General features: G+C 33.8%; 19 protein-coding genes. 16 read left to right on the top strand and 3 right to left on the bottom strand.

Features of this window, described 5'->3' with window-relative positions:
* Window positions 1-415 precede the first annotated feature (415 nt).
* From I0Q91_RS03635 to I0Q91_RS03615, 5 genes are all read left to right on the top strand, one after another.
* Window positions 416-1,090: a DUF975 family protein gene (locus I0Q91_RS03635; protein ID WP_270452935.1), complete on the top strand. Its 675-nt coding sequence runs from the start codon at window positions 416-418 to the stop codon at window positions 1,088-1,090.
* A gap of 73 nt (window positions 1,091-1,163) precedes the next feature.
* A complete protein-coding gene (rsgA, locus tag I0Q91_RS03630; RefSeq protein WP_270452934.1) occupies window positions 1,164-2,195 on the top strand; it encodes a ribosome small subunit-dependent GTPase A in 1,032 nt (343 codons plus the stop codon).
* Window positions 2,196-2,238: 43 nt separating this feature from the next.
* Entirely contained in the window at window positions 2,239-3,381 is a 1,143-nt protein-coding gene (locus I0Q91_RS03625) for a serine hydrolase domain-containing protein (protein ID WP_270452933.1), read from the top strand.
* Between the two features lie 2 nt (window positions 3,382-3,383).
* Window positions 3,384-3,911: a flavodoxin domain-containing protein gene (locus tag I0Q91_RS03620; protein ID WP_270452932.1), complete on the top strand. Its 528-nt coding sequence runs from the start codon at window positions 3,384-3,386 to the stop codon at window positions 3,909-3,911.
* A gap of 87 nt (window positions 3,912-3,998) precedes the next feature.
* Window positions 3,999-4,406, top strand: a complete 408-nt coding sequence (locus I0Q91_RS03615; RefSeq protein WP_270452931.1) for an ASCH domain-containing protein — start codon at window positions 3,999-4,001, stop codon at window positions 4,404-4,406.
* Here the strand turns inward: I0Q91_RS03615 and I0Q91_RS03610 are convergent.
* The gene (locus I0Q91_RS03610) at window positions 4,396-5,334 is read right to left on the bottom strand and encodes an alpha/beta fold hydrolase (RefSeq protein ID WP_270452930.1); all 939 of its coding nucleotides are present in this window, start codon (window positions 5,332-5,334) and stop codon (window positions 4,396-4,398) included. The two genes, I0Q91_RS03615 and I0Q91_RS03610, sit on opposite strands and share 11 nt — an antisense overlap.
* Before the next feature lie 258 nt (window positions 5,335-5,592).
* Between I0Q91_RS03610 and I0Q91_RS03605 the strand changes: the two genes are divergently transcribed.
* The 8 genes from I0Q91_RS03605 (at window position 5,593) to I0Q91_RS03570 (ending at window position 17,806) form a co-directional block, all read left to right on the top strand.
* Window positions 5,593-6,786 (top strand): M28 family metallopeptidase, encoded by a 1,194-nt coding sequence (locus tag I0Q91_RS03605; protein WP_270452929.1) that lies wholly within the window; start codon window positions 5,593-5,595, stop codon window positions 6,784-6,786.
* 78 nt (window positions 6,787-6,864) lie between these two features.
* Window positions 6,865-7,950 (top strand): RIP metalloprotease RseP, encoded by a 1,086-nt coding sequence (gene rseP / locus I0Q91_RS03600; protein ID WP_270452928.1) that lies wholly within the window; start codon window positions 6,865-6,867, stop codon window positions 7,948-7,950.
* A 1,002-nt stretch (window positions 7,951-8,952) separates the two neighbouring features.
* Window positions 8,953-10,179, top strand: coding sequence for a 6-phosphofructokinase (locus tag I0Q91_RS03595; RefSeq protein ID WP_270452927.1), 1,227 nt, complete (start codon window positions 8,953-8,955; stop codon window positions 10,177-10,179).
* Between the two features lie 96 nt (window positions 10,180-10,275).
* Complete coding sequence (locus I0Q91_RS03590; protein ID WP_270452926.1) at window positions 10,276-11,163, top strand: fructose bisphosphate aldolase; 888 nt, start codon at window positions 10,276-10,278, stop codon at window positions 11,161-11,163.
* 92 nt (window positions 11,164-11,255) lie between these two features.
* Window positions 11,256-12,737, top strand: a complete 1,482-nt coding sequence (locus tag I0Q91_RS03585; protein ID WP_270452925.1) for a gluconokinase — start codon at window positions 11,256-11,258, stop codon at window positions 12,735-12,737.
* 225 nt (window positions 12,738-12,962) lie between these two features.
* Window positions 12,963-15,386 (top strand): bifunctional diguanylate cyclase/phosphodiesterase, encoded by a 2,424-nt coding sequence (locus I0Q91_RS03580; RefSeq protein WP_270452924.1) that lies wholly within the window; start codon window positions 12,963-12,965, stop codon window positions 15,384-15,386.
* Between the two features lie 8 nt (window positions 15,387-15,394).
* On the top strand, window positions 15,395-16,906 hold the full coding sequence (gene arfA, locus I0Q91_RS03575) for an arabinosylfuranosidase ArfA (protein ID WP_345790947.1): 1,512 nt from the start codon (window positions 15,395-15,397) through the stop codon (window positions 16,904-16,906).
* Window positions 16,907-17,026: 120 nt separating this feature from the next.
* Entirely contained in the window at window positions 17,027-17,806 is a 780-nt protein-coding gene (locus tag I0Q91_RS03570; RefSeq protein ID WP_270452921.1) for a thymidylate synthase, read from the top strand.
* A gap of 125 nt (window positions 17,807-17,931) precedes the next feature.
* Here the strand turns inward: I0Q91_RS03570 and I0Q91_RS03565 are convergent, their stop codons facing one another.
* Window positions 17,932-19,023 (bottom strand): NAD(P)-dependent alcohol dehydrogenase, encoded by a 1,092-nt coding sequence (locus tag I0Q91_RS03565; protein ID WP_270452919.1) that lies wholly within the window; start codon window positions 19,021-19,023, stop codon window positions 17,932-17,934.
* A 188-nt stretch (window positions 19,024-19,211) separates the two neighbouring features.
* Complete coding sequence (locus I0Q91_RS03560) at window positions 19,212-19,964, bottom strand: RraA family protein (RefSeq protein ID WP_270452917.1); 753 nt, start codon at window positions 19,962-19,964, stop codon at window positions 19,212-19,214.
* A gap of 288 nt (window positions 19,965-20,252) precedes the next feature.
* On the opposite strand from I0Q91_RS03560, the gene I0Q91_RS03555 reads away from it, so the two are divergent.
* From I0Q91_RS03555 to I0Q91_RS03545, 3 genes are all read left to right on the top strand, one after another.
* The gene (locus tag I0Q91_RS03555) at window positions 20,253-21,413 is read left to right on the top strand and encodes an ATP-grasp domain-containing protein (RefSeq protein ID WP_270452915.1); all 1,161 of its coding nucleotides are present in this window, start codon (window positions 20,253-20,255) and stop codon (window positions 21,411-21,413) included.
* A gap of 18 nt (window positions 21,414-21,431) precedes the next feature.
* The gene (locus I0Q91_RS03550; RefSeq protein ID WP_270452913.1) at window positions 21,432-22,181 is read left to right on the top strand and encodes an esterase family protein; all 750 of its coding nucleotides are present in this window, start codon (window positions 21,432-21,434) and stop codon (window positions 22,179-22,181) included.
* A 111-nt stretch (window positions 22,182-22,292) separates the two neighbouring features.
* Window positions 22,293-23,321 carry an alpha/beta hydrolase gene (locus I0Q91_RS03545; RefSeq protein ID WP_270452912.1) on the top strand — a complete coding sequence of 343 codons (1,029 nt, stop codon included), beginning with the start codon at window positions 22,293-22,295 and terminating at the stop codon, window positions 23,319-23,321.
* Window positions 23,322-23,379 lie beyond the last annotated feature (58 nt).

The following is a 23,379-nucleotide window of genomic DNA, read 5'->3' as shown; positions in this document are numbered from 1 at the left end:
TCTTAAATTTATTAATAGCATTTTTTCTTAATTTAAATAAATTAATATATAAATTAAATAATTTAATATTAGTATTGACATTATCAATTTATTCATATATAATGTAGGTGTATTTGTGAGTGAGATAACTAAATTATATATGTTTATCAAGTATTTTTTAAAATCAAAGTTTCATAGAAAGAGGGTGTGAAGATGGAATATGTAGGTTTGTTGGCCCCTATTGCCTTTGTTTTTGCCCTGTCAGCACTGTCCCAGGTCGGTTCATTAAAAAAAGAAGTTGATGAGTTAAAAGAAATGTTGAATAAGTAATATTAAATTCAGATTTAACTTTAAAAATCGAATGTTGAATATGATTGATAATTTAAATGTGAGGTTACAGCTAAAAACTATGTTTAATATTAGGAGATGAATTAAGATGTGGCAAAGAGCAGATTTAAAACAGAAGGCCAGACAGGTTTTAAAAGGGCATTACTGGCAGGCTTTTATAGTAAGTTTGATTATTATAATAATTGGAGGAAGTCATAACCGGGGAGAAATTGGAAGTTCCAGGGGAGCTGAAACAACTAACCTTATTAATATTGATTTTCAGTTTGCATTATTTATTGGGTTAGTAATTTTAATACTAGTATTCTTAAGAATATTGATAGGCTATGCCCTGGAAGTAGGAGGAAGAAAATATTTTATCAGATTGTCTCAGGGTGATTCTGATCTTTCAAATTTAGGCTTTGCCTTCCGCAAGAAAAGATACTTTAATATTTTTATTACAATGCTCTCTAGAAGCATATATCTTTTTTTGTGGACATTACTATTAATAATCCCTGGAATTATAAAATTTTATGCCTATAGAATGGTACCATATATTCTAGCTGATAATCCAGAGATGAAACCAGGACAGGCAATTAAACTTAGCCAGAAAATGACTCAGGGAGAGAAATTGAATATCTTTATCCTGGATCTCTCTTTTTTGGGCTGGTTTATATTAGGAGCATTAGCCCTGGGAATTGGCATATTTTTTGTTCAGCCTTATTATGATGCGACCAATGCAGAATTATATTTAAATCTAAAGCAGAACACAATAAGTAGCAATTAAGAAATAAATGAAATGAGATAGTTTAATAAAAAATTAAGTCAGGAGAGTTAAGTTTAAAATAGGAGGAGTCAAATTGAATTTAATAGATTTAGGCTGGAATCAGAGCTTCGCAGATAAACTGGACCAGCTTGAAATTAAAGAAAATTTTAAAATTGCAAGAGTTGCTGTGGAATATAAGGGGATGTATAAATTATATACAGAAAACGGCGAAGTTTTAGCTGAAATCACTGGTAAGTTGAGGTATAATAACCAGTTTCCTGCAGTTGGAGACTGGGTAGTAATTGATCTCCTGGATAATGGAGAGAAAGCCATTATTCATAAAATATTACCCAGGAAGAGCAAGTTTTCCCGGAAAGTAGCAGGCGATGATATTAAAGAGCAGGTTGTTGCAGCTAATATTGATACAGTATTTATCGTTACTTCCTTAAATCAGGATTTTAATTTAAGAAGGCTGGAAAGATACCTGACAATCACCTGGAATAGTGGTGCTAATCCAGTAATTATATTGAGTAAGGCTGATTTATCTGATGATCCTGAAAGCAAAAGAGCTGAAGTTGAAACTGTAGCTCCTGGAGTTCCAGTTCATATAGTTAGCTCTTTAACCGGTGAAGGGCTGTCTGAACTCAAGCAATATCTAAAAAGAGGAAAAACAGCTTCATTGCTGGGGTCTTCTGGAGTTGGGAAATCAACACTAATCAATCAGCTGATAGGCAGCGATAAAATGGAAGTTAATAATATCAGGGTAAATGATGGTAAAGGAAAACATACCACCACTCATCGTGAGTTGTTTGTCTTAGAAACTGGTGGAGTAGTCATTGACAATCCAGGGATGAGAGAAATTCAGCTCTGGGATGATAGTAAAGGTTTCGATGAAAGTTTTGATGATATTAAGGTGCTGGCCAGTAACTGTAAATTCAATGACTGCCAGCATGAGACTGAGCCTGGTTGTGCTGTCAAAAATGCTATAACAGCAGGAGAATTAACTGAAGAAAGACTGGAAAGCTACCGAAAGTTAAAAAGAGAAATATTATATATGGAACGGAAAAGAAAATATGGAGCTGAACATGCAAATAAATTAAAAATCCAGGAGTTAATGGGGTTATAAAGCTGAATAGTAGCTCGCCAATAAAGCCCAGGGGGAGATACAAATGAAAGTTATTTTGATAGTTTTAATAATCGGTTTAGTAGTTTTAGTTGGTACTCAGGTCAGAGGCTATATGATCTGGAGTAATATGGATCAAACTGAAAGATTTGCAGTAAGAATGGATAGTTCGGTTGATGATGAAAAAGTATTTGGTTCTGTAATGAGAATAGAATCAAAGGATAAATCATTGCAATATGAAATAGCTCGAGGGAATTTAGATATAGATGACGTATTTTGTGCAGGTAGTATAACAAAACTGTTTACTGCTACTATCATATTTCAATTAGTCGAAGAAGAGATGATAGATCTTACTGATACTCTAAATATGTTCCTAACAGAAGAAGAATTAGATGGTCTTCATTACTATAATGGCAATAATTATGGAGCATTGATTACAATTGAGCAATTAATTTCACAGACAACCGGACTTCCTGATCATTATCTTGAAGAGGTTAATGGTAAATCTTTATATGAAGAGATAAAAGAAAATGATAGAAAATTTGAATTCGAAGAGTTCCTTCAAAGATCAAAGATGCTGGAACCTCATTTTATTAATGGAACATCAGGCAAAGCCTATTATGCCGATATAAATTTCGATATTCTAGGAGTTATTGCTGAGAGAGTTACAGGTAGTAATCTTAATGATTTATTTACCTGGCGAATTTTTGAGCCTTTAAATCTAGAAAATACAAGCCTGGCAGTTGAAGATAGCCAGTATGCTCCAGTGCATTTAAATGGTGAGATTTTTGAAATTAATTTAGCCAAGTCAAGCATGCAGGCTAATGGTGGTATTATTTCCAATACCCATGATATGATGATATTCTTAAGGGCATTTATGGAAGGGGAACTATTCCCAGTTTTTTATTTAGAGAATGGTGAATGGAATGATATTCAGTTTGATCACCATCAATACAAAAATGGAATGATGCGTTTTCAGATTACAGGATTTTGGTCAATTTTTGGAGATTACGAACTTATAGGTCACTCTGGCTCAACAGGTGGATTTGCTTTCTACTCTCCAGAAAAAGAAGTTTATATTGTAGGCACTACCAATCAGGCTTCTGACCCATCTTTACAGTATAGGCTGGTATATCAACTAATTGGTTCAGTAAAAAATCAAAGAACTAATTCAGAAAAAGGAGGGTAAACATGGAATCAACAATTATAATATATAAATCAAAGACAGGGTTTACAAAAAGATATGCTGAATGGATTACTGAACAAATTGACTGCCAGGCCATACCCTTTGATCAAATAGAAAATATTGACTTAAGTAAATATAATATAATTATTTATGGTGCCGGTCTGCATGCAGGTCAGATACAGGGGCTGTCAAAATTCAAAAAGATAGTAATGAATTTAGAGAGCAAAAATATTATTGTCTTTGCCACTGGAGCCTCCCCTTATATTGAAGAAATTTATACAAAAATAAAAACAGATAATTTTACATCGGATGAACTAAAAAGTATTGAATTTTTTTATTTTCAGAGTGGAATGAATTATGAAAAGATGGGGATAATTGATAAGACAATCATGAAAACTTACAGCAAGGTATTAGAAATAAAAAGCCATAAGTCAGATATAGAAACTGGTACCAGTCAAGCTATCTCAAGCTCTTATGACTCTTCTAGCCAGGAAAGTATTAAACCTTTTATTGAATATTTAAAGCAATTATGATTTAGAAAATTTAATTTTTGTTTTATTTATAAATACCTCAGTTAGTAAAAAGACCAGGATTCTAAATAAAATTAAGGACTGATACAATTGAAGACTTATCCTGATAAAACAGTTTTTGGATGGCCTGAAGATGATGGTATAGGAGAGATGCTGATTCAGCAAATTATTGCTGGAGAGAAAACAGCTACATGTAGCTTCAAAGAAGAATATTCAGCGCAAGAATTGAATGATTTGATTGCAACAAAGGGAAAAATCGTTACTGTAGAAGATCATAGGGGAATGCCAAGATGTAATATTAAAATTATTGATATTTTTGAAACAAAATTTGGCGACCCAGATCTAAGATTGGTTAAGGGAGAATATAATGAAGGCGATGTTCAAAAGTTTCAGGAAGACCATCGCCATGCCTGGAATCAAACAGTAAAAGATAAGAATTTGACTGACGATACAGTCCTTATAGTCGAGCTATTTAAATTAATTGAAGTTAAGCAATAGGATAAGTTTCTTTATAGATATTTTTCATGACTTTAGCAAACTTTTCTGGTTCTTCGTAATTTGGACAATGAGCTGATTCCTCAAAAATTATAAGGTTTTTAGATGGAGCTTCTAAAATGTCATAATAATCCTTTACTATTTCAGTTGGAGTTTGATAATCATATTTACCCATAATAAAATAAACAGGTATATCCAATACTTTAATAGTTTCAAAGAAATTAATATCCATCATTTGGGGAAATAAATATTTGCTGCTGAAATCTAATCCCTTAAAATATTGCTCTGATAAGTCTTTAGGTATATTGTTTAACAAAAATGCAAATACATCAAAATTTCTGCTTGAGCCGCCAAATTGATGAATATATTTCATTTTAATCTCTATTCCGGTCTCTGGGTCTTTAAAAGGTGGTTCGCCTATTATTTCTAGATCTTGAATCGCCTGAATATTTTTTCTAGCCCTGGCTTCATTATAGGCGAACTGATAGGAGACTTCTTCCCCTTGTTTCATATTTGCGACCTGACCAATACCAATATAGGCATGAATCTTATCTGGATATTTACTTGCTGTTATTAATCCTAAAATACTACCCCAGGAATGTCCTGCTAGATATAACTTTTTCTGTTTATGAATATTTAATAAATAATCTATTAGTTCCATTGTTTCATCTACAAATTGCTTGATATTCATTGATTCTTTAGGGGTTTCTTCAGTATAAGTCCTACCTGCCCCTCTCTGATCCCAGTTAACTACTAGAAAATCTTCTTCTAAATCTACTTGTAATTTACTGGCGATATGACTAACAGATGATCCTGGTCCACCATGTAAAATAATTAGTAAAGGATTTCTCTCATCTTTGCCACGGACATCAATATATTGAGATATTTCACCAATTTTAATCATCTTAGAATAGCAAATAGGCTTGCTCATTAATAATTACCTCCTTTTTATTTAAATTAATAAAAATTCAAATCAAAAATAAAATATATTAAGTATATTATAATTCAGAAAAAGTTTTACTGCAATAGCTTAGTCCTAAGTTAATAATCATCTGTATAAAATTTTTAACCCCATACTTATAACCATACTGATAGGTGGTTTATATCTATAAATTATATTGTATACTAAGATTAACTTAATATTTGAGTGGTGGATAGATTAAGGCTAAAACAGAAAGGTTGATGATAAATGAAAAAGAATCAATTAAAAAAAGAGATTAATGAAATATTAAATCATATCACTGTTAATATTGGTGAAAGACCGACAGGTTCAAAGTCAAATAGAAAAGTTGAAACCTATGCCAGAACTTATTTTGAAAAGAATGATTATATTGTAGAATCTCAGGAGTTTCAATGTATTGACTGGATAAATAATGGGGCAGAACTTATTTTTAATGGTGAAAAACTAACTGCAAAGCCTTCATATTATACAACTGGGTGTGACCTGGAGGCAGATTTTGTTGGCTTGAGAACAGTTGAAGAACTCGAGGACAGTGATCTTCAGAATAAGATTGCAGTTCTAACCGGCGAGCTTACTCAAGAGCAGTTGATGCCTAAAAGTTTTCCCTTTTATAATCCAGAGAGCCATCAGAAGATAATCAGACTTCTGGAAGAGAAGAGACCTCTGGCAGTAATTACTGCTGTTGATAATGATACCTCAGTCTTTGAAGATGGTGATTTCGATATTCCTACTGCTTATATTAGTAAAGAAACCGGTCAGAAACTTCTTGATGGACAGGGGAAAATCAGCCTAAAAATAGATGCCAGCCGACAGGAATCTAAAGGGTCAAACCTGATTGCCAGAATCAATCCTGATGCCGAGAAGAAGCTGGTAATAACAGCCCATCTGGACACTAAATATGGGACCCCTGGAGCCCTGGATAATGGAACGGGAATAGCTATTCTAATGCTACTTAGCTCACTGATCAAGCCTGAAGCTATAGATTATTGTCTTGAGCTTCTACTTCTAAATGGCGAAGATTATTATTCTATTCCAGGTCAATTAAAATACATGGAAGAAAATATAGTAGATGATGAATCTATATTTTTAGTAATCAATTGTGATGGTGTTGGCTTAAAGGATAGTAAAACAGCTATCTCCTTTATGGAACTGGATGAATCCAGGCAGGAATTGATTGCTCCCTACCTTGCTGATCAACCGGAAATCGAATTAATTGAGCCCTGGGAAATGGGAGATCATATGCTCTTTGTCATGCATGGCATTCCAGCAATCACCTTCACTTCAAAGGAGATATTAAATCTAATAGATGAGATAGCCCATACTGAAAAAGATGCAATCGATATTATTGACTATCAAAGGGTACTGGAGGTTATTGAACTTATAACTGATTTAGTTTTAAATATTGGCGAAGAACTGAGTTGATTTTTATAAAATGATTTTCAAAAGTAAATTATGAGCTATAGAGTATTCTTTATTAATATAAAAAGAGAAGGTGATAATTTGTTAACTACAATACTTGTATTTATAATATTTTTAGGAGTTTTAATATTTGTCCACGAACTTGGCCATTTTATTCTGGCTAAGAAATCAGGTATAAGGGTCGAAGAATTTGCCTTAGGTTTTGGTCCAAAGTTGATCTCACATAAAAAAGGGGAGACCCTTTTTTCTATTAGAGCTATACCTCTTGGCGGGTTTTGCAATATGGTTGGCATGATTTCTGTTGATGATAGTGATAAAGAAGATTACTCTGAAGAAGAGATTCACCTTTATGAAGAAACTGTAGATCAGGGTCGAACTTTTCACCAGAAGTCACCACTAAAAAGAATTTTAGTTCTCTCAATGGGAGCTATAATGAACTTCATTCTGGCTTTTGTAGCATTTGTATTGATATTTGGAATATATGGTCTCCCGGTAGATTATTCCAGTGAACCGGTAATCGGACAGGCTTATCCAAATCACCCGGCTGCTGAAGCAGAATTAAGAGCAGGGGACAGGGTTATTGCTATAGAAAATCAGAGAGTTGAAAGCTGGGAAGAGCTGGTTGCATATATTCATGAAAGTCCTGATCAGATGCTTGAATTCAATGTTCAGAGAAATGGCAGTGAAATGATTATTAATGTAACTCCACGATATGATGAAGCTGCAGGTCATGGAATTATCGGGATTGAGCCTGATATTATCAGAGAAAGAGGAGGCCCAATTACAACTGCTCAATCTGCTTTTATTCAGACAGGAGATGTTATGCTTATGACTTTAAATGGTTTTCTCCAGATATTCGCACAAAGAAGTACTGAAGGCTTAGGTGGACCGGTTATGATTGCATCGATAGTTGGTGAAGCTGCCAGAACAGGCTTTGATGATCTATTAACCTGGCTGGCAATAATCAGTGTTAACCTGGGCATATTAAATTTACTACCATTTCCTGCTTTAGACGGAGGAAGAATTGTCTTTATATTAATTGAACTGATACTAGGGAAACCTCTATCTCAAAAGAAAGAGAGTTTTGTTCACACGATAGGATTTTCTCTTCTGATATTACTGATGATATTTATTGTATATCAGGATATCTTAACCAGTATTTCTTAAGTTGAATTTTTCATTATTTTGGCATCATAAAGGTTTTTAGCAAAGAAATTTAGATTGACAGTGGCTTCATTTAATAAAAGAGCCATAAAGTTATATGAAAAAATAGGATTTAAAAAGCTTGGAAAATTTGAAAAGAAAAATAAAGATGGCAACATAAATTTTTTTGTTATGACAATGAATTTATTGGATTAGTTATAAAAACATTCCTGATAAAATTGAAAATTATATACTTGAAGCAGGAAGATTATCGCTTTTAAGTGGTAATGAACAACCCTGGAAATTTGGGGGTAATGGTCGAGCTTTCTAGATAATGATTTAAATTATGAGAATTGCAAATGCCAGGCCTTTTAAAATCCAGAGAACAAGATATAATTAATATAGATATTATTCCAGCCAGTAATTTCTGGACTACTTAACGGAGGTGGTAACCGTTGGGTAAGGATCAGACGACTGGCTGGATTTTTATTTTTCAAAAAATTAATTCATCTTGCAGGAACTTTATTATTTATGATGAATTATTATAAATACAGGCTATCATTAAATATCATTCCATTAATTATTATTTATCCAACCAATTTTTCTCTTACACTTTTTAACGTATACAATATTGTGCCTTTTCCTGTTGACTTCGCCCTATGACTTTCCTGTAATCTCATTTATTAAGGCTTATTTAACTAATAATCCTATATTAGAAGGAGGTGAGAACTTATATGGAATATAAAAAAAAAGTGTAAAGATCGAACTGGATAGAGAAGAGTTAAAGTTAATTGTAAAATTATTAAATAAGAAAATAGAAGAACTAGACTATGAGAAGAATAGATTAAATGAAAAGTTAAAATGCCATGATCTGGATAGGGTAGAGAGAATAAATCTGGATCTATATATAAGAGAATTAAGCATATATAGAAAAATTCTAAAAAAAATAAAACCGGTCTAGCTTTATATTATGTCTGAAGTCGTCATAGTTTCAAAAATTTCAAGAAGAGCAGTGGAGGGGTGATTATGAAAAAAAGAAATTGTTTGCTTGGACAATCTGGTGGTCCTACAGCAGTTATCAATTCCAGTTATAGAGGTATTCTCGATCAGGTAAAAAATTCACCAGATTTAGATAGAATTTATGCTATGAGGTTTGGTCTGCAGGGGCTTTTAGAGGGTAAGTTTTTTGATATAACAGATAAAAGTAAGCTGGAATTAGAGTTATTAGAGAACACCCCATCAACTATTATTGGCACATCTAGATATAAGATTTCTCACTATAATAAACATGAAGAAGATTACATCAAATTTTTTGATTTTTTAGAAGAACATGAGATAGGTTATGTATTCTATGTTGGCGGTAATGATTCCATGGATACGGTGGCTAAATTGGGCAGTTATGCCCGGGAAAAAGGAATCGATGTTAGCATAATGGGAATACCTAAAACAATCGATAACGATATGGTCATAACAGATCACTGTCCAGGCTTTGGAAGTGCTGCTAAATATATCGCAACTTCAGTTATGGAAATAGCCAGAGACAGCAGGGTCTATGATCTCAAAAATGTTCATATTATTGAAACGATGGGCCGGGGCAGTGGCTGGCTTGCAGCCTCAAGTATATTAGCAGCCAATGAAAAGTTATATGCTCCTGATTTTATCTATCTTCCTGAAGTAGTATTTGACGTTGATGATTTTTATAAAGATATTGAAAATAAAATGAAAGACCAAAAAGCGATTACAGTTGTAGTATCAGAAGGTATCAGAGATAAAAACGGAAATTATGTTTACGCCGGAAAAACTACTGCCCATGATAAATTTGGCCATAAAAGGCTGGGGGGAGTTGCTGATACCCTAAAACCAATAATTAAAAATAATCTCTGTAAACGAGTTAAGGCCATCAAGTTTGATGTTATGCAGCGGGCAGCAGCTCATTGTGCTTCTGGTCGAGATATTGAAGAAGCCTATCAGGTTGGAGCAGAGGCAGTTAAAGCAGCTCTAGAAGGAGAAACAGGTAAAATGACTGCAATCAAGCGGATTTCTAATGATCCCTATCAGGCAGAAATCATAAGAGTTGAGGCTGAAAAAGTAGCCAATCATGTAAAGCTTGTACCTGATGAATGGATAAATGAAAAGGGTAATGGTGTAACAGAAGAGTTTATAGATTATGTCCTGCCTCTAATTCAGGGAGAAATAGATATTAAGACAGAGAACTCGCTCCCGGTATTTTCCAAATTAGAGACTGGAGTTTAAGGCCTAATTCTAAATTTTGTAATCATGCTACATCTTTTTTATAATAATAATTGTACAATAGTTAGTGTCAATAAACATTAAAAAAGGAGGCTATTTATGAATAAAGAACAGTTAGACTTAATGAAAAATGGTGATGGTTTTATAGCAGCTCTGGATCAAAGTGGTGGTAGTACACCAGGTGCATTAGAGGGCTATGGGATTCCTGAATCGGAGTACGATAGTACAGAGAAGATGTTTGAGTTAGTTCATAAGATGCGGACAAGAATTATCACCAGTCCTTCTTTTAGTTCTGATCATATTTTAGGTACAATTCTATTTAAACACACCATGGAAAATAAGATGGAAGGCAAATATACTGCAGATTACCTCTGGGAAGATAAAGGTATCCTACCAATCCTGAAAGTTGATGAAGGTAAAGAGGATAAGGCAAACGGTGTTCAGTTGATGACAGAGATGAAAGAGCTTGATGACCTGCTTGAAAAAGCCAAGAAGCATAATATTTTCGGTACAAAGATGCGTTCTGTAATCCATTCTGCAAATAAGCAGGGAATCAAAGATATTGTAGAGCAACAATTTGAATATGGCAAAAAGATATTTGCAGCAGGCTTTATCCCTATTTTAGAGCCTGAAATCAATATTAATAGTGACGAGAAAGTAGAATGCGAAAAGATAATGAAAGAAGAGATTATTAAAAATCTGGCCAAATTAGATGCTGAAGAGACAATAATGTTCAAACTTACTCTGCCAGAAGAGCCGAACTTTTATAAAGAAATCATTGAAGACCCACATGTTTTAAGAGTAGTTGCCCTATCTGGTGGCTATAGTCAGGAAGAGGCCACCACTAGACTCAGTGAAAATCATGGCATGATAGCCAGTTTTTCCAGGGCGCTATTGCAGGATCTCCACGTCGATCAGTCAGATGAAGAATTCGACAGAATTTTAAAAGGTGCAGTTAAAAAGATTTATGAGGCCTCAATAACTTAAACTTTATAATTAACTAATTAACCAACATGCCAGGGCATCTGCCCTGGCTTTTAAAATTATATAAATAATCTCAGGAAAGCGAGGCAATCAAAATGAAAACTGTTTATATAGGATCTGACATCGGAACTTCCTCTGTAAAAACAGTAATTTATGATAAAAATTTTAAACAGATAGATAAAATATCGCAGAAATATAGCCTCATAAGCAATCAAAAAAATCAGGCTGAACTTGATCCAGATGAGGTATATAATTCAGTTATTAAAACTTTAGAAACTGTCATCCAGAAATGTAATAACTCTAACTTTAAAGTAGAATTTATATCTTTTAGTTCTGCCCTTCATTCAATGATCATTGTTGATGAAAATAATCAACCTCTAACAAATTGCTTAACCTGGGCTGACACAAGAGCAAAGGATATCTCTGGTGATTTTAAAGCATTTTATAAAAATAATAGTGTCTATTCCAGAACAGGCTGCCCATATCATTCTATTTATCTGCCGGCCAAAATCCTCTGGTTTAAGCAAAATAAAACGGACATTTTTAATCAAGCAGAAAAATTTATCAGTATTAAAGAATTTATTATCTATAAGCTAACTAAAAAATATTCTATAGATTATTCAGTTGCAAGTGGAAGTGGATTATTAAATATCAATAATAAGAAATGGGATAATAAATTATTAAGTTTTCTTGGAATCGGTAAAAGCCAGCTATCCAGGTTAGTTGATATCTACAAGACTTATAAAATAAAAAATACTGAATTACTTAAAGGTATATCCCTGGTCGTTGGTGGAGGTGATGGGCCATTAGCCAATTTAGGGGAACGGGCATTAGCAGAAAACCAATTTGCTGCTACCCTGGGCACAAGTGGAGCAATCAGAGTCTTTTCTGATAAACCAGTTATCGATGCTGAAAATCAAAGCATCTGGTGTTATCTTTTAGATGAAAATACATATCTCCCTGGCGGGGCCATTAATAATGGTGGCATTGTTTTAGAATGGATAAAAAAGAATTTCTTTGAATCTGCTGATGATTATTATAAACTAATCGATCAGTATATAGATGAGGTACCTACTGGCAGTAAAGACTTATTTTTTCTACCCTTTCTTACTGGCGAACGATCACCTAACTGGAATCCTGATGCCCGGGGAATTATATTTGGTCTGGATTATAATCATTCTAAAAAGGAACTAATAAAAGCAGCTATAGAAGGCATCTCATACAGGATGAGAACAATTAAAGAAGCTCTGGAAGCTGATAGCTCAACCTGTAATGAAATAATTTTAAATGGGGGAGCTACGCAGTCAAAGCCCTGGATGCAGTTGCTTGCCGATATATTTAATGCCAGAGTAATAGTTCATGAAAATGAAGAGGCGGTAGCATTAGGAGCTGCCATGATAGGAGCTATAGCACTGGGTATCTATGATGACTATAACTCAATAGAATTCAACCATAAAAAAAGAATAGTCCTGGAACCTGATAAAAAATCAGCTAAAAAGTATAATCAACTATATAAATTTCATAAAAAATTATATGATAACAATCAACATCTATTTGTTGAAGCCAATTCAGTATGATATACTTATCATATTAAATTACTGAAGTCCATTGCAAAAATAGTTGAATATCTTAAATTTTAAGCAGCCAGCATCCCTGGCTGTTTTTTTAAAAAACCATATAAAAAAAGGATTATATCTATAAAGTTTTCTTGTAATCATTGCAGGTAATTAATCTACTATCTTGAACTATTTAATAAGGAATAAATACTGAAAAAATTTAATCTCATTAAGGGGCAGCTAAATATGGCTAAAAACAATGAAGTTAAATGGTATAATAGTCTATTATTAAAAATTAATTGGAGTATTATTTTCCTTTTAATCATTTTTATCGCAGTTCTTTCAATTGTAATTAGAAATTATGTTTCTGAGCAAGTTAACAATCAGATCGAAAGTAGAAATACTGAAATAGCTGATTCACTGGAATATTCAATCAATGATTTTATTCGTAATAAAGAGAGAATTCTTGCATTGACCAGGCAACTACCTGAATTGCATACAGGCGAAAGAGAAGAAGTTTTACCTGTTCTTTCAGCTATTAATCAGGAATATCAGAATTTTAAATACCTTTATTTAGGCAGACCTGATGGAGAAATGATAATCTATCCTGAGATAGAAATGCCAGCAGGATATATTCCAGGAGAAAGAGACTGGTACCAATCTGCCGTAAATAGAGATTCTATCACCTGGACAGACTCATATTATGATGCCAATGAAAATTATCTTATGATAACTACTGCAATACCTGTAAGAGATGAAAACAATCAATTGCTTGGAGTATTGGGTGGAGATATAGTACTAGAAGACTTAAGCCAGCAGGTTGCCGATAAGGGCAGAATGTATGGTACCAATGCTTTCATCACTGATGCCTCCGGCAAGTTTATTGCCCATGATAACCAGGAGTTAATTTTAAATCAGCGAAACATTAATGAGATTTTAGATTACACTGAAATCATTAATAACCAATCGGGTTACATAGAATATCAAGGGTTTAATGGAGATGAAAAAATAGCATTTTATAATAGACTTAGTAATCCTGAAGGGGTTGTTTTCGTTGAAAGCAGCATAAATGAGGTATTTGCAATTCAGAATAGACTTGAGAATATAATTTTAATAAGCTCCATAGTGGTTTCGATTTTATTGATTGTTTCAGTATTTCTCATTAACAAAAAATATCTCTTAAAACCAATTAATAATTTAATTAATACAACTAGAATGCTAGCTGATGGCGACTTTTCAGCTAAAATTAAAGGAACCAAAGATGATGAACTTGGTAAGTTAGCAACTAATTTTAACTATATGACTGACGAGCTGGCCGCAGCCTACCAGCAACTAGAAGCTAATAATGAAGAAATTACATATTTAAATCAAAACCTTGAATATCAGGCCAACCATGATCCGCTAACTGATTTAGCTAACTGGCGTAAATTCATGAAAGAATTAAATTCATTCCTGGAGGAAAAATCCAATAAAGAGGCTGCCCTTATCTTTCTGGATATAAACAATTTCAAAGAAATCAATGACACCCTGGGACATGTTAATGGCGATCTTTTATTAAAAGAATTTAGCAAAACATTATCTCAAATCTGCAATGAAAATAGATTTCTGGCCAGATATGGTGGAGATGAATTTTTGATATTAGTAAAAAATACAGCAGAAAAATCAAAAATAGAGGCCTTAATTCAGCAGCTTTATGAGCTAATATCTGAATCATTTATCATTAATGAAAATAAAGTGTATATAGACCTCAGCATAGGAATATCCCGTTATCCAATGAATTCTGAAGACTCATATCAATTAGTCACTATGGCAGATACAGCCATGTATCAGGCCAAAGAATCAATAGATAAAAACCACCTCTATTATCAAGAAAAGATGAGAAATAGATTAGAAACTAATAAAAAGATTAAAGAAATTTTAAGAGAAGCATTAGAAAATGATGGTTTTAAGCTAGTTTATCAGCCCCAGGTAAATCTAAGAACAGGAAGAGCAGAATATTTCGAAGCTTTATTAAGATTAAAAAATTATAACATCTCACCTGGAAAGTTTATTCCAGTTGCTGAAAGTAGTGGCTTAATAAATGAAATTGGCAGGTGGGTTACTGAAGAAACTATAAAAGAATTAGCGGAACTAAATCAGGAAAGTATAAATCCCATTAAAATCTCAATTAACTTTTCGGTTAAACAGCTTCATGATGCAGGCTATATTGATTTTTTAGAGGAACTATTAAAAGAATATGACCTAAATCCAGGTCTGCTTGAAATAGAAATTACCGAAAGTATTTTAATTAAAGCCGAAGATAAGGCAATAGAGTTTCTAAATAAAATAAGTGATTTAGGGGTTAAACTGGCATTAGACGATTTCGGGAATGGATATTCCTCTCTTAAATATCTATCTTTTATTAATTTTGATAAGATAAAAGTTGATAGGCATTTAGGCAAAATGTTCTTGGATAACGACCAGAAAGAGACTATGGCCAGTTTAATTAATCTGTTTCATAGCATGGGTCTTCCTGTAGTTGCTGAAGGAGTTGAAGAATTAGTTAATTATAATCTCTTAAAGAACTTAAAATGTGATTTCATCCAGGGTTATTTATTTTCCAGACCAGTCGGTAGAGATAAACTTACAAAGATATTAAATCATAATTTTATAAAAGATATTAATTTATAGGAGTGAGCATATTGTCAAAGAAAGCAAAGCTTAAACTTGATAAAGATTTAAAGCATGCCGAAGTAGATGACCGCTTATTTGGAGGTTTTTTAGAACATTTAGGCAGGGCAGTGTACACCGGTATATATGAACCTGAACATCCAGAATCCAATCAAAAGGGCTTTAGAGAAGATGTTTTAGAGCTGATTGAGGAGATGGATGTTTCAGTAATAAGGTATCCTGGTGGTAATTTTGTTTCAGGTTATAACTGGGAAGATGGAGTTGGTCCGATTAAAGATAGGCCAAATAGATTAGAACTGGCCTGGAAAACTGTTGAAACTAATGAGTTTGGGACCAATGAATTTATGGAGTGGACAAAAAAAATTAATACGAAACCGATGATGGCAATTAATCTTGGCACAAGAGGAATGGATGCTGCCAGAAATTTTCTCGAATATTGTAATCACCCTGGAGGTACATATTATAGTGATTTAAGAAAAGAGCATGGTTATCCAGAGCCCCATAATATTAAATTATGGTGTTTAGGAAATGAGATGGATGGCCCCTGGCAGATTGGCCATAAATCAGCCGATGAATATGGGAAGCTGGCAAATGAAACTGCCAAATTAATGAAAGCTATCGATCCCTCAATAGAATTAGTGGTCTGTGGCAGCTCCGGTCGCGGTATGCCAACATTTCCAGAATGGGAGCAGATTGTATTAGAGCATACCTATGAAAATATTGATTATATATCCCTCCATCAATACTTTGAAAATGAAGCTGATAATCTGGAAGAGTATTTAGCCCAGACGGAAGGAATTAATGATTTTATTGAAACCGTTGTATCTATTTGTGATTTTATCAAAGAGAAAAAAGGTAGTGATAAAGAAATATATCTTTCCTTTGACGAATGGAATGTCTGGTATCATTCTAAAGAATCTGATGAAGAGATAGAACCATGGCAGATAGCACCTCCATTACTTGAAGATATTTATACCTTTGAAGATGCCCTGGTTGTCGGCCTAATGTTAATTACATTATTAAAACATGCTGATAGAGTCAAAATTGCCTGCCTGGCTCAACTTGTAAATGTTATAGCACCAGTGATGACAGAACCTCTAGGAGATGCCTGGAAGCAGACCATTTATTATCCTTTCTTACATGCTTCTAAATTTGGAAGAGGAGAGGTTTTGCAGACAAGAATTTCATCACCTGAATACAATACTAAAAGTTTTGGAGATGTATCATGTCTGGAGGCAGTTGCAGTAGAAAACAGTTCAAAAGATGAGTTAACTATCTTTGCTGTAAATAGATCCAGAGATCAATCCCTGGAATTAAATTGCCAGATTAATGGCTATGAAAAACTGTATTTAATCGAACATTTAGTATTGGAGCACGATAATATCAAAGCTCAAAATACATCAGATAACCCCAATAATGTTAGCCCTCATAATAATGGAGATGCAAGGGTTAATAATAACAGAGTTATTTCAAATATATCTAACCTTTCCTGGAATGTAATTAGATTGAAAATCAATTAAAATGCTATAGATAAAGCCTATTAGAGTTTATTGAATTTTTATAAAGGATAATTTCAATATATCTTCAATATAATAAGTAAAGGCAATTTATCAAATCTAATTAACCAGGGAGGCTAACCAATGGAATATAAATTAATTGAAGGCCAGACTTTTCCTGAAGTCTGGGAAAAAGCCTTGAAAATTTGTTGGGAATCTGGCGTTGAAATTAGAACTGACTATGAAGATGAAACAGACCCACCATCTAAAGATATTACTGCCATGCTGGTCGTTAAAGAACCTGAAAGAGAACCTAAATATCATCGGGCTGGATTTCCAATGGGAATAGGAGACCTCCTGGATTATGTAAATGGTATTAAAGATGGTCTCATGAAAACTAATCAGTCTGACCCTGTAGAAGACAGCTATACTAATCGCTTAATTAGTTATCAGGATAGCTATGGAGAGAAATCAGCTGAAAGTAATAGCCCTGATGGCACAAAAGAAGGGGTCAACCAGATTGAATATGTAATCGAAGAACTTAAAAGGGCAGGTTATTCCAAAAAAGCCCAGGCCACTCTCTGGAATCCAAAGATTGATCCTGGCAGGAATAAGCTTTCGCCAGACCTAATCAGGCTCTGGTTTAGAATAGTAGATGATAAGCTAAATATGAACCTTTATATGTGCAGTAACGACTTATTTAAAGCTAATTTTTCTAATATGCTAGGATTTTTTACTATTCAGCAATATGTGGCAGATAAACTGGCCATTCCGATAGGCAGCTACTGTCATATAGTTGATAGCCTTCATATCAATGGAGCCTATTATGAAGAAGTTAAAACCACTTTAAAACAACTTGAGTCAAGAGACTGGGACGAGAAAACCTGGTCCTCGGAAGATATCAATAAATTTCAACAAATTTAAACTAAAAAAACCAGAGATATTAAGCTCTGATCAATAAAATTAGCCAGGGATAGATTTTATATCCCTGGCTTTTGCATGTATAGTCTTAATAAAAAGTAAATCTTAATAATACAAATTTAAAATTTTTAATTTAACATAACTATAGGTTTTACAAGATCTCTAGGTTTATCTTTCATTAATTTAAATGCAGTTTCAATTTCATTAAATCCATAAAATCTATGAGTAATTAATTTACCAGGGTCCAATCTATTATATAATACAAGATCACTTAGCTTTTCCATTCTGATTCTGCCACCTGGACATAATCCACCTCTTATATCCTTGTGTGCCATTCCATTTCCCCAGTCTAGTCGTGGAAGTGGAATCTCATCATCATCATCAAAATAAACCAGGTTTGCTATTGTTCCAGTAGGTTTTGTTATTTTCACAGCATTTTTTAAAATATCACTATGGCCTCCTGCCACTATTGTAGCATCCACACCTTTTTCCTTAGTGGCAGCCATAATTTGATCCCCAATATCACCATTTTTATAATTAATATGATCTGTCATTCCATACTCTTTAGCAAGATTTACACATATTTCTCTGCTACCAACCCCAAATATTCTTGAAGCACCTCTTAATTTTGCTCCGGCAACGGCCATTAATCCAACTGGACCTATTCCAATAACCGCTACAGTATCTCCTAAACCTATTTTAGCAAGCTCAGAACCATGAAGTCCAGTTGTCACCATATCAGTTAACATTAAAGCAGATTCAGTAGAAATTTCTTTATGAAGGTGGGCTAAGTTTAAATCAGCATGATTAACGTGAAAGCATTCACTAAAAACGCCATTTTTTAAATTAGCAAACCTAAATCCTGAAAGCATACCCCCTGCATGCTGATGACTTTTATCCTGAATATCCAGGCTATTCCAATCCGGTGTAATAGCTGGAACTATAACTTTATCTCCTGGCTTAAAGTCTTCAACTTTTTTACCAACTTCAATAATTTCACCAATGGCTTCATGACCAAGTACCAGATTTCGTCTTTCTCCAATGGCTCCAGAATATACAGTATGAATATCCGATGTACATGGTGATACAGCAATCGGCTTTAGAAGAGCATCATAATCTCCACATGTTTCAACTTCTTTTTCAATCCATCCAACTTCACCAACCTGCTTCATTGCAAAAGATTTAACTTGTGTAGATTTAGTAGTTAATTTATTAGACATAGTACCCCTCCCAGATTAATTGTGAAATAATTATTTATCTTGGACACAGTGTAACATCAAATATATCTATTATCAACTAAATAATTAAAGTTTAACTATTAAAATTTTTGTGAAAATAATAATTTTTAATCCTAAAAGAGTAAACTTATTCTTAAGCTTTTATATCAATAGTGTCTATTAATATCTTATTATCTACCATACTTATCTCTTATTGCTTTAGAAGTATAAGCATTTGCTTTATCAATAGCAGCCAGAATCTCATCATTGTTTTTACCTTTGACATCTTTAACGGCTTTAAGCAAGTTCTCATCTGAATTACATCGTATTTCATTCATAAACTCAACAGCTTCAAGCAGGTTTATTTCATCTTCTTCAGGAATAGCTAAAAATCCATGTTTATCTGCATGAATTAATTGTCCTGGTTTAATAGAACAACCGAAAACTTCAACTTCACAATCCCAGCGTATAGGAGTTACATAAGCATTACTAACGCACAACCTTCTGGCAAGTGCTTTAAAACCTACTTTTTTCATTCCATCTAAATCTTTAATAGCTCCGTCTGTAATAGTACCAACACATCTGAAAACTTTATGAAGTTCAAAATTCATTTCGTGCCACAATGAACCAATAACATTTGGTTTATCAAGATCCTGAATAATTACTATCCCAGGAAAAGGAATACTTGCCACAAATTCAGCATATTTACTCCAGGTTTCATAACTATTCTCAAAATGTTCAGGATTGCTCGGCTCTATTACAACAGTAACTGCATAACCTACCATTGGCCCCATTTCAGGCATAAAATCCCTGGTTTCTTCTAAATTTAAACATTCTTTAGTAATATCATGATCTGTCATAGCTGACCATCCATTAAAAATAGTTGGAGTATCAAACTTTTTCAATTGCAGGAGCTCATTATATTCAAGTCTCTTTCTACTCATTTTAATTCGCCTCCTTTAAGCTTTATTATATCACTTAACTAAAGCCTATTAGTCATAATTCAGTAATATCCAGGTCTTATTTCAGTCATATTATTTTATATTATCGATTCGCTATATTATAAACTACAAATCTTTCGGTAGATTAAAAATATAGAGATGAAAATTCAGACATTTTACAACAGTAATTTAAAATGATAAAATAACATAACTTATTAATAATTATTCTTCCTTTAATAAGCAAGCAATACAAGAGTAGCTGAGAAGTCGAGTAGAGAAAGGAATGATAATATGAATTATATTTTTTTATCCCCTTATTTCCCTGATAACTTTTATAAATTCTGTCAGGGATTAAAGGAAGCAGGAGTTAATGTTCTTGGTGTTGGTGATTCAACTTATGACAGTTTAAGTCCAGAATTAAAAGATTCACTGACAGAGTATTACAGAGTTGATGAGATGGAGGATTATCCACAGCTAATTAGAGCCTGCGGGTATTTCACATCAAAGTATGGCAAAATTGACCGGATTGAATCCCATAATGAATACTGGCTGGAAACAGATGCAAAATTAAGAACAGATTTTAACGTTCCAGGTCTAAAAATTGATGAAATTAAACCAATGAAATATAAATCAAAGATGAAGGAAGTCTTTAATCAGGCAGGTTTAAATACAGCCCGGGGCAAAATTATTAATCAAATCGAAGAAGCTGAAGAATTCATTGCAGAAGTAGATTATCCGGTCATAGTAAAGCCTGATAACGGAGTCGGGGCCGTTGATACCTATAAATTGAAAAAACAATCAGACCTGATTAACTTTTTTGAGAAAAAATCAGATACTGATTATATCATGGAAGAATATGTAGAAGGCGATATCTATACCTTTGATGGCCTGATAGATGCAGAAGGCAATCCTGTTTTCTCATCATCTTTAATCTATAGCGGTGGAATCATGGAAGCAGTAAATTATGGCCTGGATTTATTTTATTATATCCCAAAGGAACTGCCTCATGAGATAGTAGAGGCAGGTTTGAAAACTCTAGAGGCTTTTGATATTAAAGAGAGATTTTTTCATTTTGAGTATTTTAAAAAGAGTGATGGCAGCATTGTTGCCCTGGAAGTAAATATTCGCCCGCCTGGAGGATTAACTCTGGATATGTTTAATTATGCCAATGATATTGATATTTACAGACAGTATGGCAAAGTAGTTAAAGATAACCTCTTTGACGCCGAGATAAGTAGAAAATACAACTGTTTCTATATCGGCAGAAAGAATTTTATCAACTATAGACATTCACTTTCAGATGTTTTAGATGAATATGGTGACAATATTGTTCTGCATCAGGGTATAGCACCTATCCTGGCACCGGCAATTGGAGATTACGGAATCATTTTAAGAACTGAAGATCTTGAATTAGGCAAAGAAGCAGTCAACTATATACTGGAGAAGGTTTAGGGGGGAGCAACAAGTAGAATGCATATAGAATATAGAAGTTTTTATAGTTCACATTTAAATAGAGAAATGCCCTTTAAAATTTATGGACATACTGGTAAACCAATGCTTGTCTTTCCTTCATCTGGAGGCAGCTTCCATGAATACGAAGATTTCAACATGATTGATGTTATCTGGCCATTTATTGAAAATGGAGAAATAACAGTCTATGCTGCCAGCAGTGTTGATTCTGAATCCTGGCTAAATCATGGCCTGCATCCCCATGATATGGCAGTAATCCACAACAATTATGATAGATATATCATTGATGAACTGCTGCCCCTGATTAAATATCATTCTAACTGGCAGGGAGGATTAATCGCCACCGGCTGCAGCATGGGCGCTTTCCATGCCCTGAACTTTTACCTGCAGCATCCTGATGCCTTTGATACGGCCATAGCCTTAAGTGGAATTTATGATGCAAGATTCTTTACCGGCGGTTATATGGATGCAGAAGTTTATCTGAATTCTCCTGTAGACTATCTGAAAGAGCTAAAAGATGAATGGTACCTCAACCATTATCATAAAAACAACCTTATAGTCTGTGCCGGTCAGGGCAGGTGGGAAGAAGATACTTTAAGAGATACCAGGCTCCTGGATACAATTTTTGCTGAAAAGGATCTACCGGCCTGGTTTGACTACTGGGGTTATGATGTAGATCATGATTGGACCGGCTGGAGAGAGCAGATGCCCTATTTTTTAGGGAAGCTTAAAGAAAGCGGCATTATTTAACTATATAAAAGATTAAACTAAGTGAAAGTAATTATTGCGGCCACTATTTATCAGATATTGAGAAATTATTACTTTAAAAATATACAATAACTGCAGGCAAGGGGTTTTTTCATGTCAAAAGAAAAGATAGATATAGAAATCATCGAAGATTTTTATTCTAAAGTTCTGGATAATCAGCGGAAACTAAGAATATATTTGCCGCCTTCATATTCAACTCAAAAAAATAAATATTATCCAGTCTTATATGTCCATGATGGCCAGAATGTCTTTCATGGTGAAGAGTCTTACTCTGGAGAATCATGGGATCTCCATAAAACTACAGATTATATGATTAAAGAAGGTTTAATAGAGGAGATAATCATTGTTGCTATCGATAATATGGGCGAAGAGAGATTAAGTGAATATGCTCATCGGAACGGATATTTCAAAAATGAAAGAGTAAAAGCCCGGGGCCATAAATATGAGAAATTCTTAACTGGCGAACTAATGCCTTATATAGCTGAAAATTACCGGGTAAAAGAGGGACCAGAAAATACAGCACTGATGGGCTCTTCAATGGGGGGCTTAGTGACCTTTAATATTGGTTTAAGAAATAGAGACCTATTTTCAAAACTTGCAGTTATGTCCCCATCATTCTGGTGGGGCAGAACTTCTCCCCTTAAAAAACTTAACTCCTATCAATATAATAACCTTGATACTAAAATCTGGCTCGATACAGGTGAGGAAGAGGGGAAATTTATGGCCTTTAATGAAAAGGTTATCTCCCGACTGAAAGATTTAAAAAATAATTCAAAGCTCGATTTAATTTACTATCAGGTCCCTGGAGCTATCCACAGTGAAACAGCCTGGGCAGCCAGAGTCTATTGCCCACTCCTTTACTTTTACGGAGACATCGGAAAAATCAAACAGGTTGACCTGGCTGGCCCGGAGGTTATCACGTCAAATATCAGGATTAATCCTATTGTAACCTTCGATAGCAAGTTTAAAATGTCAGCTTTAGAGGGAGAGTTCAAATCACTTAATCCAGAGATTATAAAAATCAATCAAAATGGAACACTTATCCCTCAAAAGGCCGGCAATGCCAGCATAGAATTCAAATCCTATGGACATCAGGCTTTGAAAAATATTAAAGTAACATAACCTTAACCTGTATTAAATATTAATAATTACAGAAATATCTAACGTAAACAATCAAAAA

The organism is Halonatronomonas betaini, from assembly GCF_015666175.1.
GTDB classification, from domain to species: Bacteria; Bacillota; Halanaerobiia; order Halanaerobiales; family Halarsenatibacteraceae; genus Halonatronomonas; species Halonatronomonas betaini.
The sequence above is the reverse complement of the archived record's forward strand: the minus strand, read 5'-3'. Positions and strand labels throughout refer to the sequence as shown.

What these genes read in the sequence shown, in the direction of transcription:
- I0Q91_RS03625 (WP_270452933.1), top strand. Translation starts at nt 2,239, where the DNA reads ATGAAAGTTATTTTGATAGTTTTAATAATCGGTTTAGTAGTTTTAGTT.
- I0Q91_RS03595 (WP_270452927.1), top strand. Translation starts at nt 8,953, where the DNA reads ATGAAAAAAAGAAATTGTTTGCTTGGACAATCTGGTGGTCCTACAGCA.
- I0Q91_RS03620 (WP_270452932.1), top strand. Translation starts at nt 3,384, where the DNA reads ATGGAATCAACAATTATAATATATAAATCAAAGACAGGGTTTACAAAA.
- I0Q91_RS03610 (WP_270452930.1), bottom strand. Translation starts at nt 5,334, where the DNA reads ATGAGCAAGCCTATTTGCTATTCTAAGATGATTAAAATTGGTGAAATA.
- I0Q91_RS03590 (WP_270452926.1), top strand. Translation starts at nt 10,276, where the DNA reads ATGAATAAAGAACAGTTAGACTTAATGAAAAATGGTGATGGTTTTATA.
- I0Q91_RS03545 (WP_270452912.1), top strand. Translation starts at nt 22,293, where the DNA reads ATGTCAAAAGAAAAGATAGATATAGAAATCATCGAAGATTTTTATTCT.
- I0Q91_RS03560 (WP_270452917.1), bottom strand. Translation starts at nt 19,964, where the DNA reads ATGAGTAGAAAGAGACTTGAATATAATGAGCTCCTGCAATTGAAAAAG.
- I0Q91_RS03555 (WP_270452915.1), top strand. Translation starts at nt 20,253, where the DNA reads ATGAATTATATTTTTTTATCCCCTTATTTCCCTGATAACTTTTATAAA.
- I0Q91_RS03570 (WP_270452921.1), top strand. Translation starts at nt 17,027, where the DNA reads ATGGAATATAAATTAATTGAAGGCCAGACTTTTCCTGAAGTCTGGGAA.
- I0Q91_RS03550 (WP_270452913.1), top strand. Translation starts at nt 21,432, where the DNA reads ATGCATATAGAATATAGAAGTTTTTATAGTTCACATTTAAATAGAGAA.
- I0Q91_RS03565 (WP_270452919.1), bottom strand. Translation starts at nt 19,023, where the DNA reads ATGTCTAATAAATTAACTACTAAATCTACACAAGTTAAATCTTTTGCA.
- I0Q91_RS03605 (WP_270452929.1), top strand. Translation starts at nt 5,593, where the DNA reads ATGAAAAAGAATCAATTAAAAAAAGAGATTAATGAAATATTAAATCAT.
- I0Q91_RS03585 (WP_270452925.1), top strand. Translation starts at nt 11,256, where the DNA reads ATGAAAACTGTTTATATAGGATCTGACATCGGAACTTCCTCTGTAAAA.
- I0Q91_RS03580 (WP_270452924.1), top strand. Translation starts at nt 12,963, where the DNA reads ATGGCTAAAAACAATGAAGTTAAATGGTATAATAGTCTATTATTAAAA.
- I0Q91_RS03635 (WP_270452935.1), top strand. Translation starts at nt 416, where the DNA reads ATGTGGCAAAGAGCAGATTTAAAACAGAAGGCCAGACAGGTTTTAAAA.